Annotated in this window: 6 protein-coding genes; 3 read left to right on the top strand and 3 right to left on the bottom strand. The window is 71.4% G+C overall.

The features are described from left to right. The 3 genes from AC31A1_RS06820 to AC31A1_RS06810 all read left to right on the top strand — a co-directional run. Positions 1-948: type 1 glutamine amidotransferase domain-containing protein (locus tag AC31A1_RS06820; protein ID WP_489652343.1), on the top strand; the 948-nt coding region annotated here is incomplete at its 5' end. Between the two features lie 10 nt (positions 949-958). Then, the gene (locus AC31A1_RS06815) at positions 959-1345 is read left to right on the top strand and encodes a PPOX class F420-dependent oxidoreductase (RefSeq protein ID WP_489652342.1); all 387 of its coding nucleotides are present in this window, start codon (positions 959-961) and stop codon (positions 1343-1345) included. A 37-nt stretch (positions 1346-1382) separates the two neighbouring features. Beyond that, positions 1383-1853, top strand: a complete 471-nt coding sequence (locus AC31A1_RS06810) for a DUF1003 domain-containing protein (RefSeq protein WP_489652341.1) — start codon at positions 1383-1385, stop codon at positions 1851-1853. Positions 1854-1961: 108 nt separating this feature from the next. Here the strand turns inward: AC31A1_RS06810 and AC31A1_RS06805 are convergent, their stop codons facing one another. The 3 genes from AC31A1_RS06805 to AC31A1_RS06795 all read right to left on the bottom strand — a co-directional run bounded on the left by AC31A1_RS06805 (position 1962) and on the right by AC31A1_RS06795 (position 6193). Continuing rightward, positions 1962-4748, bottom strand: coding sequence for an alpha/beta hydrolase family protein (locus AC31A1_RS06805; protein ID WP_489652340.1), 2787 nt, complete (start codon positions 4746-4748; stop codon positions 1962-1964). Between the two features lie 199 nt (positions 4749-4947). Next, a complete protein-coding gene (locus AC31A1_RS06800) occupies positions 4948-5361 on the bottom strand; it encodes a Zn-ribbon domain-containing OB-fold protein (RefSeq protein WP_033280331.1) in 414 nt (137 codons plus the stop codon). A gap of 151 nt (positions 5362-5512) precedes the next feature. Beyond that, positions 5513-6193 (bottom strand): TetR family transcriptional regulator, encoded by a 681-nt coding sequence (locus AC31A1_RS06795; RefSeq protein WP_489652345.1) that lies wholly within the window; start codon positions 6191-6193, stop codon positions 5513-5515. Positions 6194-6353 lie beyond the last annotated feature (160 nt).

Here is a 6353-nt window from a genome sequence, read left to right as displayed (position 1 = left end):
CCGGGGGGCCGTGCCGTGTTGAGCACAGCGGCGGTGCTGAGGCGAGCCACGTCGGCGTGCCGGGCTGAGTACTTCGCCGGCGCTGGAGCAAGCCTCGCGACCGTGCCGCGTCAGGCCTGCCGTCGGCGCCCCGGTGACCCGCCCGGCCGTGCCGACCTGGCCACCCGCCCCGGCTGCCATGATGACCCCATGCGCGTGCTGATGCCGCTCCCCGACCGTGACTTCGACGTCACCGAGGTCGCCGTGCCCTGGCGGTTGCTCACCGACGCCGGGCACGAGGTCGTCTTCGCCACCGAGCGGGCCGGGACCCTGCCCGCCGCCGACCCTCGGCTGCTGACCGGCGTTCTCTTCGGACAGCTCGGTGCCGAGGACGAACCCAAACGGTTCTACGAACAGCTCACCGCCGCACCGGAGTTCAGCGCCACCGTCGCGTGGGCGGAACTGGACGTGACCGGCTTCGACGGGCTGCTGCTGCCCGGGGGACACGCGCCCGGTATGCGCCAGTACCTGGGATCGCGTGAACTGAGCGCCAAAGCAGGGGAGTTCTGGAAGCTCGGCTGCCCGGTCGGCGCTATCTGCCACGGGGTTCTCGTGCTGGCCCGCACGCAGGACCCGGACACCGGCCGCAGTGTCATCGCCGGACGCCGCACGACCTGTCTGCCCAAGTACATGGAACGCACTGCCTACTTGACCACCGCCTGGCGCCTCGGCGGCTACTACCGGACCTACCCCGCCTACGTGGAGGACGAGGTGCGGGCCGCTCTCGACGACCCGGGCGCGCAGTTCGAGCGCGGCCCCAAGGAACTCACCCGGCGTGGCACAGCGAGCGACGACACGCACGCGTTCGTCGTGCGGGACGGGGCCTATCTGTCGGCGCGCTGGCCCGGGGACGCCTACCTTTTCGCCCGCCGGTATCTCGATCTCCTGCGGGCACCGGCGGGTGCTTAGACTGCCGACCATGGACGAGACCCCGCTGGACCGGCTCGGCGCAAGCCAGTACCTGCTGATCACCAGCTACCGCAAGAACGGTTCCCCGGTCGCCACCCCGGTGTGGGTGGTCCGCGACGGCGAGACCCTCGGTGTGTGGACGGTCGCCGACTCCTGGAAGGTCAAGCGCATCCGGGCCCGCGCCGACGTCCTCGTCGGCCCCTGCGACCTGCGCGGCAACCCCACCGGCAACCAGGTCCCCGGCGCCGCCGAGATCTGCGACGCCGAGACCACCGCCCGCTACCGCAAGCTGATCACCCGCAAGTACGGCCTCACCGGGCGCATCACACTCCTCGGCAGCCGGCTCCGCCGCGGGCTCGACGGCACCATCGGCATCCGCGTGACGCTCACCCCCTGAGGACGAACCCCTTGCACACCGAACCCCGGGAGCGCCCGTGGACCCCGCGCTGAACCCGTCCGACCTGCCGCTGCGGCAGGAGCGCGTCGTCTTCGCCCGGATGCGCAGCACCCAGGACCGGGTCGCCGACGCGATCACCGCCTTCGCCGGCACCATGCTCTTCGTCTACATCCACGCGCTGTGGTTCGTCGTCTGGATCGCCCTCAACGAAGGGCTCCTCGGCCGGGGCGGGATCTTCGACCCGTATCCGTACGGGCTGCTCACGATGATCGTCAGCCTGGAGGCCATCTTCCTGTCGACCTTCGTCATGGTGAGCCAGAACCGCCAGGCGACCCGCGAGAACGTCCGCGCCGACCTCGACTTCGAGACCAACCTCCGCTCCGAGGTCTGGTCCGCCCACATCGGCGCCGCGCTCGGCCTCGACCCCCGCGAGATCGAACAACGCGTCCAGGAACTCCTCACCGAGAACCGCGCCAAGATGAACAGCGGGACCCAGAAGCCGAGTTGAGCACCCGCACGATGCAATCGGTCGCACGATGAAGGGGCCGCAGCTTTCGCGCTGCGGCCCCTTCACGTCCTACGGCGTTCTCGCCGGACGTTCTGTTACGACGTTCCGCTACGACGCGTCGAGCACCGTGCCGGCCAGTTCCGGTCCGCCGCTCTGCGGGTCGCCGTTCTCGTCCACGGCCAGGAAGCGTACGGACTCGGGCTGTTCGGTCACCTGGTCGGTGATCGTGGGCACGCTGATCTCCCCGCTGAGCCGGCCCGCCGGGACGGACGTCCAGAGGAACAGGCCGAGCACCTTGGACAGCGGGCGCTCCGGCGCGGCTTCCTCACCGGAGTTCTCGCTGAGCCACTGCGGGTCGACGTCCAGGGTGGACAACTCCGGGCCCGAGGCGACCGGTTGGACGAGGAACGCCGGGTTCAGCTCCACGTCGGCGGGCGCGGACAGCGTCACCTTCCACTTGAGGGGCTTGCCTTCGGTGACCCGGTCCGCGATCGGCGTGACGGTGAACGTGGGTATCGGGTCGTCGTTCTCGGTGGTCACCCCGCCCCGGTGGGCGCCGACGACCGCGCCGTGCACCGCCTTCACGAAGATGTCGTGCTGGACGCCGTAGTCGAAGCGGGTGTTGCCCTCCACCTTCACCGGTACGTCGATGGAGTTGCCGCCGGGCCGTACCGTCACCAGATGTGAAGTGGCCTGGCCGGTGGCCGGGTTGTTGACGTAGACCCGGACCTGGCCGCTGCCGTGGCCGGAGACCTGGACGGGCACGCGGTACGTCTTGACGCCCGAGTCCCCTTCCTTGACGGCGAGTCGGCCGATGTCGACGCGGGGCAGCGGGGCCGAGGTGACCGCCGGAGTGCCGGGGCGCCAGGCCCAGGCGTCCATCAGCCAGGCCTGGCCGGAGCGCGAACGCGGGGTCAGATCAAGGGACTTGACGTGGCGCAGGTCGAGCCCGGCGTGCGAGGCGGCGGCCAGCGGTACGCGGACCTCGCGGGCCCAGTAGGAGGCGGTGCGCTGGGTGCCGGGCAGGCCGTCCACGCGGATCCGGCCGAGGGTCGCCCGGTGGCCGGCGGTGTCGGTCACGGACACGTCGAGCTGGGTGCCGGTGGTGTTGGGCGGCACGATCACGCGCAGGGCGAGGCCCTTGGCGCCGCCGAGGGAGACGGGCTTGTTCGGACGCACCGTCACCGGTGAACCGGCGGCGGACCAGCGCAGGGCGACGGCGCGGCGGCCGACCTCCTTCGTGGCCTCCCACTGCGCGAAGTGCGGCGAGATGCCCTTGGAGTCGTCGCTCAGGCAGGCGACGGCCGGGTCGGGGTCCACCGCGGAGCACAACTTGCCGCCGGAGACGGTGACTTGGCCGTCGGGGAGGAAGCCGGCGCCGCGGTTCGCGCCCACCGCGTGGGTGAGGACTCGCGCGGGATCAGCGGAGGGGGCGCGGTGGCCGGAGCCGTCGAGGAGCTGGCGCGCCCGGTCGTCGCCGCCGATGAACAGCCGTGCCGCCGTGGCGATGTAGGTGGAGCCGGCCTTGTGCTGCTGGTCGGCGGTCAGCCGGGTCGCCGTGCCCGGCGAGCACACCGCGTCCCGCTGGTCGGGGTCGTCGTAGAAGTCGTCCTCGGCGGGCGCCTGGGCCTGGCCCGGCGTCCACTCGGTGTTGAAGAAGTTGTGGTCGGCGCCCTCGACGTAGACCGCGCTGTGCAGGGCCGCACCCCGGCTGACCCCGCGGGTGCCGTCGACGTAGACCTCGCCCTGGAGGTCGGAGACGTCACCGTCGCAGCCGGGCAGGATCGTCACCGACGGCACGTCGGCCACCGGGTTCTGGCCGAAGATCGTCGGGCCGATGAGGACCGTGCCGCGGATCTTCCAGCGGACCGGGCCGTGATAGCCGTCCTGGGCGGCCGGCGGCGGGTAGAGGCTGTCCATCGCCGCGCGGTTGACGCCCTCGCCGCCGCGCGAGTGGCCGATCAGCAGGACGCGGGAGAGGTCGGCCCGGGGCGCGTTCCGCACGACCGCCGGGGCGGTCTCCGGGTGGGCGGACCAGTCGGCCCAGTGGGCCAGGTGCTGCCGGATCAGCGACGAACGGGCCTGCGCGCCGGCGTCCTCGGCATCGGCGTCCTGCGCGTTGATGCCGTTCGCGGAGATGGACACCGTCACATAGCCCTGGGAGGCGAGGAGTTGCTGGTCGCGCAGATAACCCCGGTAGCTGGGCACCGACTTCAGGCCGGTGGGGCAGGGCCAGTCCCCGGTGATCTCCTCGGTGCCCGGCTTGTAGCAGGTGTAGTGACGGCCGTGCAGGAACAGCGCGAGCGGCCGCTTGCCGGTGGCGCCCTTCGGCGCGACCACGACGGCCCGCATCTCGATCGGCTGCGGATACCCGGGCAGCCGGACCGGGTCGAGCGTGTACCCGCCGGTCGTCGTACGGTACGTGCCCGGCTTGCCGGGATCGATCGGGCCGGCCGGGAGTGGGGCCGCGGGCTGCGCGGCGACCTCTGAACGGCCCTTGCCGGAGCTGCTGTTGTCACCGGCGGCGTCCAACCGCTGTCCTGCGGCGAGCACTTGAAGGTTCGTCAGCTGCTTGGGGGCGACGGCACCGAGGCCGAGCCGGAAGGTCCGTCCGTCCTTCGCCGGGCTCGGCACGCCGAGGAGCCGGCCCCCGGCGTGGAACTCGACGCGCGCGTCCCCCATGGGCACCCGCGTGCCCGAGCGCCAGACCAGCTGCTGTGCGGAACCCTTCCCCGTGATCCGCCAACCCGGCGGAAGCTTGCCGTCGTTGGCCGCCTCCGTCGCCGTGAACGGTCCGGCGTCCGACGGTGGCGCCGCCTGCGCGGAACCGGACATCCCTCCCGCCACCGCGAGCACCGTCGCGGCCGTGACCCATATTCGCCGGGCACGGAACAATGTGTTCTCCTCCTCGAACCCCAGGCTCAGGCACCCCGTGTGTCACGGGAGCCTCTCGCGCCCCGGAGGACGAGAAGCAGAGCCTGTGGGTTGCCTGTGGAGGAGGATTCGGCCGATCTTCGTCTGCCGGGCCTGAACTCGGCCTCGCGCTACGGCCGTTCGGACGCGGTCCGTGGATCGACGCCGATCGGGGTGAGGGTCAGTGCCAGGCGCGGTACGGCTCGTCGAGGAGCTGGAAGACCGGCTCGCCGCGCACCGGGTCCTTGGCCGTGGACAGCCGGACGCGGTCGCCGCTGTGGATGCCGATCGGCGGGCCGATGACCCGGCCGCGCACCACGAAGCCCTCGGCCATCTCGATCAGCGACACATTACGGGCGGCGGGGGTGTTGCGGTGCACGACCGTGGAATGGCGGACCGTACCGGTGCCCTCGCTGCGTTCCGTGCGCAGGTCGCCGCCCTGACAGACCGGGCACAACAGCCGGTGGTACATGGCGGTCCCGCACCAGGTGCAGCGCTGGAAGAGGATGGTGTCCCCGTCCGCGGTGGGCGGATCGAGGAGGCCCGCCGGGGAGCCGACTGCCGGACGGGTCGCGAATCCTGAGTGGTGGTACACGCTGTCAACTCCCTGCGCTCGGCCGGAATCCCGCGTGCGCGGCCGAGCCGGGCACGCATGTGCGCGGCTTGCCGTGCCACCGTGCACGACCACAGCGTATGGCACTCAGTGCCAGGCGTAAAGACACTGCGTACCCTTGGGTTTCTCCGATTCAGTCGCGGCCGAAGGCGGACTCGATCTCCTGGACCACGCGCCACATCGGGGCCCCGCGCCGCGAGACGACCACCACGACGTCCTCGGGGCGCTGCTCCTGGTGTGCGTCGGCGGCCCGTACCGGTGGGTGTCCGAACGCGGACTGCACATACCCCAGCGCGTGGTCCACCTCGGCGCCAGCGTCGCGCTGCCCGTCCGAACGCAGCCAGGAACGCAGGGCGTTGTTGTGCGCCGCGACCACGGCGGCCGCGACCACGTCCGCGTGCAGGGTGCCGTCGCGCCGCCCGGCGAAGCGCCCACGCAGATAGTCGGCGAGGGCGCGTTCGTAGCGCCACACCACCGACAGCTCGTACGCGCGCAGGCCCGGCACCTTCTTGGTGAGGCGGTAACGCTGCACGGAGAAGGTCGGGTTCTCGTTGTACATCCGCAGCACGAGCCGGGCCGCGTCGCAGACCCGCCGTACGGGTTCGTGCTCGTCGCCGCCGGCGGAGAGGAAGGCCGTCATGTCGGCCAGGCAGCGTTCGTGGTCGGGGAAGACCACGTCCTCCTTGGACGGGAAGTAGCGGAAGAACGACCGCCGACCGACCCCGGCCAGCGCCACGATGTCGTCGATGGTGGTCTGTTCGTAGCCCCGCTCCAGGAACAACTGGAAGGCGGCCGCCACCAGGGCGTCCCGCATGGGCGGCTTGGAGCTCATGGACGGGAACGTAGCACCAGGCCGGCACGGATGGCACTCAGTGCGCTTCGGGTGGGGACTGAGTCCCCTCGAAGATCCGGAGTGACCGATGCGATCAAAACGATCGAAACGATCCGCGGCATAGAGTGACCGCGACCAGTTT

Source organism: Streptomyces sp. P5F9 (assembly GCF_057961495.1).
The sequence above is the reverse complement of the archived record's forward strand: the minus strand, read 5'-3'. Positions and strand labels throughout refer to the sequence as shown.

Bases quoted from the DNA above. Each gene is read 5' to 3' on its own strand.
- AC31A1_RS06795 (WP_489652345.1), bottom strand. From the start codon at position 6,193: ATGCGGGACGCCCTGGTGGCGGCCGCCTTCCAGTTGTTCCTGGAGCGG.
- AC31A1_RS06815 (WP_489652342.1), top strand. From the start codon at position 959: ATGGACGAGACCCCGCTGGACCGGCTCGGCGCAAGCCAGTACCTGCTG.